Source organism: Candidatus Omnitrophota bacterium, assembly GCA_018894435.1.
In the GTDB taxonomy this organism is placed as follows: domain Bacteria; phylum Omnitrophota; class Gorgyraeia; order JAHIPI01; family JAHIPI01; genus JAHIPI01.
Genome location: JAHIPI010000096.1, coordinates 1 through 3,242, shown reverse-complemented (window position 1 = coordinate 3,242; position 3,242 = coordinate 1). Strand labels below are relative to the sequence as shown.

The 3,242-nt window shown below is 37.5% G+C and carries 4 protein-coding genes; all 4 read left to right on the top strand.

Annotated features, from left to right (window positions below; genetic code table 11):
• The first annotated feature begins 69 nt into the window (after nucleotides 1–69).
• The 4 genes from KKI13_08085 (at nucleotide 70) to KKI13_08070 (ending at nucleotide 3,092) form a co-directional block, all read left to right on the top strand.
• Nucleotides 70–1,542: a GHKL domain-containing protein gene (locus KKI13_08085; protein MBU4489000.1), complete on the top strand. Its 1,473-nt coding sequence runs from the start codon at nucleotides 70–72 to the stop codon at nucleotides 1,540–1,542.
• Nucleotides 1,543–1,659: 117 nt separating this feature from the next.
• Entirely contained in the window at nucleotides 1,660–2,040 is a 381-nt protein-coding gene (locus KKI13_08080; protein ID MBU4488999.1) for a response regulator, read from the top strand.
• Nucleotides 2,033–2,623, top strand: coding sequence for a peptidoglycan-binding protein (locus KKI13_08075; GenBank protein MBU4488998.1), 591 nt, complete (start codon nucleotides 2,033–2,035; stop codon nucleotides 2,621–2,623). Before KKI13_08080 ends, KKI13_08075 begins: the two co-directional genes overlap by 8 nt.
• A gap of 118 nt (nucleotides 2,624–2,741) precedes the next feature.
• Nucleotides 2,742–3,092 carry a peptidoglycan-binding protein gene (locus tag KKI13_08070; GenBank protein ID MBU4488997.1) on the top strand — a complete coding sequence of 117 codons (351 nt, stop codon included), beginning with the start codon at nucleotides 2,742–2,744 and terminating at the stop codon, nucleotides 3,090–3,092.
• Nucleotides 3,093–3,242: the final 150 nt, after the last annotated feature.

Sequence of the window (3,242 nt, the reverse complement as noted above, 5' to 3'; positions counted from 1 at the left end):
CAAAGACTTTAGAAAGCAGCTCATATATACCATGCGTGGCACAGGCTATATCTTGAAAGAGAGTTCAGGATGATAAAATTTAACTCTGTTAGATTTAAGATCAGCGTTTTGTATACGGCTATTCTAGGACTAATATTAGTTGTCTATAGCGCCTTTCTTTATCTCAGCTTGTACTATACCCTATATGACGAAATTGACAATGAACTCAATATAAAGGCTTCAGAGATGGCCAGTACTATAAGCTCATATCTTTACGTGCTTGACTATAGCCAGGGGTCTTTTATTTTTGCTGTTAAGAGAGTAATCCGTCTTGAAGGCGAACATCCTGAACAGGATAAGATACATGACCTTGAACAGTTATGGCTCAAGATGGTCGACAAGTTTGATTTAAAGGAAGATTATATCAATTTTTTGGATTCCAAAGGGCGGCCTATTGTATGTTCAGGCAAAGAGCTTACCCCTTTTAATATAAAACCTACGCAGGAAAATAAAACATTATTTAAAACCATAAGATATGAAAAACGTAATTTAAGACTTATTAACCTCCCTGTTTCCTTTAAAGGCGGAGGCTATTATATAATTCAGATCGCAACTTCATTAAAGCCTGTTATCCACCTTTTGCAGCTTCGGCTATCACACATTGTTATTAGTATCCCTATTATATTACTGTTTGCCAGTTTTTTCGGCAGGCTTTTTGCAAGAAGGATTCTTGATCCCGTGGTAGAGATTACAAAAATAGCCACTAATATCACCCATGAAGACTTGAGCATAAGGGTCAAGGCAGAGCACGTGGATGAAGAAATGAAATACTTAGTCGACGCATTTAACGATATGATATCACGCCTGGAAGAGTCTTTTAAATATATAGCTGAATTCAGTTCTCATGTCGCACATGAATTGAAGACCCCTCTTGCCATAATAAAGGGTGAAACCGAAGTTAGTATGAGAAAGGAAAGGAATATCGAAGAATACAAGAGACTGAATAAGGTGAATTTAGAAGAGGTCGAAAGGATGTTAAAGATTATCAATGACCTGCTTTTATTGACGAGATTAGACTACAGACATGAGGTTTTAAAATTCAAAAGGTTTGATTTAGTTGAATTATTGAAAGATATATACGAACAGAGCAAGGTATTGGCTTCTCAGAAAGATATTACAGTTACACTGGATATTTCGGATGATCAGTGTAGTATCAACGGCGAAAGGTCCCACTTAAGAAGATTATTTTTTAACCTTATAGATAATGCTATAAAATTTACGTCTAAAAATGGTAAAATAGATATTACATTAAAAAAGAGAGACAGAAAAACCATAGTTTCTATTTCAGATACAGGAATCGGAATACCGGATGAGGACATATCAAAGATATTTAATAGGTTTTACCGCGTAGACAGGATAGACAAAAATATAGAATATGGTTCCGGACTTGGTTTAAGCATAGTTCAATCTATAGTCAAGATGCATCATGGCGATATCCATGTAACAAGCCAGCTCAATAAAGGCTCAAGTTTTATCGTAACAATCCCCCTTTCGCAGCAATAATTTCCTCATATTGCTCGACCTAGGTTAGAAAATTTTAATCTTCTTTTAATCTTCTTTTAATCTTCAATTTGCTATACTTTGGCTGATAGAAAGAAGAATTTTTACCAGGAGGAAACCATGAAAAAAATACTTATAGTTGATGACGAAAAGAAAATAAGAAAAATTTACAGTGGATTATTAATAGGGGAAGGGTTTGAAGTTATCGAGAGATCTAATGCCATGGAGGCAAGCGAAGCGCTGGTCAGGGAAAAAGTAGACCTTGTTTTGCTTGATATCAAGATGCCAGAAGTCGACGGCAGTATATTATACGAAGTTATGCAGTTATTTCATAAAAGGGTCAAAGTAATCGTAACAAGCGTTTATCCTTTAGATGAACAGGAACGCCTTATTGCGGAAGCCGCAGATTACTATGATAAGTCACAAGGGATAGATATATTGATAAGCAAGATAAACAAAGTTTTAGGAGGTGGGCAAGTGGAGGTGAAGAAAGATGATTAAGAGAAGAATTTTTAAAGACATTTCCACATGTATTCTAAGCGTATTAATCACGGTATTTTTATTTCCCGGTTGTACTTTCGTTAGCTTTGGCCACCAGAAAGAGGCTAAGGAAGAAAAAGAGATTTTTGGATTCTTAGACGGATATAACCACAGGATTAAAGAGGCGCAGGGCTACTTAATGAACGCGGGATTTAATCCCGGGCCGATTGACGGAAAAATGCAGCGTGATACCAGAAAGGCTATTAAAAATTTCCAGAGGGATAATGGTTTAAAGATAACAGGATTTATCGGTACAGAGACATGGAAAAAGTTAGGTAGTTATAAGAATATAATTAAGACAAGAGCGAAGGTCAATAAAAAGAGCGATTCTCTGGGGTATTATTCATCGACGTTAGAAGGCACAAAGGAACTCCAGCAGGCACTGAAGAATTCTGGGTTTGATCCGGGACCTATTGACGGGAAGATAGGATCGAAGACAAAGAAGGCAATAATGGATTTTCAATCTGCCAAAGGTTTATCTGGCAATGGAACCATTGATTCAAAAACACTCGAAGCGCTAAGCAAATATTTTACAACGAAATAGGAGGAGAAGCGATATGCGATTGTTTAAGATTTTATTATGCATGATATTGGTTTTAAGTTTGACTGGGTGTGCGACAACCAGGAGGGATGCAACAACTATCAAAACTCAGCAGCTTGAAATGAGAATAGGCCAGCTGGAGAAAGAGTTACAGCAGAAAGACAGAAAGATATATGAATTAGAGGGTGAGATGGGATTAGTCCGAAGCAAGTCGAGCAAGATTGTCATGGCGGAGATTTATCCTGAAAAAAAGATTGTTACAACCAAAAAAGAAACAGTTGCTTCTGAGTCTACGCCAAAGAGAATTCAAATCGCTCTCAAAAAGGCAGGGTTTTATAATGGGCCGGTTGACGGCAAAATAGGTAAGAATACAAAAGATGCAATCAAAGAGTTTCAGAAGAAGAATGGGCTGAAATCCGACGGAATTGTTGGCAAGAAGACATGGGCGGCGTTGAGTAAATATCTGAATTAGGAAGGAGATCAAGACATGAAGAGATCGATAGTTTTTTTAGTCATGGCGTTAGTAGTTTTTTCCGGATGCACAGGGACACAGAAGGGGGCTGGACTTGGCGGTTTGATTGGAGCTGGGACAGGTGCGATTATCGGACATCAATCTGGTCAT

Excerpts from the sequence above, each read along its gene's own strand:
- KKI13_08085 (MBU4489000.1), top strand. The coding sequence starts at position 70 with ATGATAAAATTTAACTCTGTTAGATTTAAGATCAGCGTTTTGTATACG.
- KKI13_08080 (MBU4488999.1), top strand. The coding sequence starts at position 1,660 with ATGAAAAAAATACTTATAGTTGATGACGAAAAGAAAATAAGAAAAATT.
- KKI13_08075 (MBU4488998.1), top strand. The coding sequence starts at position 2,033 with ATGATTAAGAGAAGAATTTTTAAAGACATTTCCACATGTATTCTAAGC.
- KKI13_08070 (MBU4488997.1), top strand. The coding sequence starts at position 2,742 with ATGAGAATAGGCCAGCTGGAGAAAGAGTTACAGCAGAAAGACAGAAAG.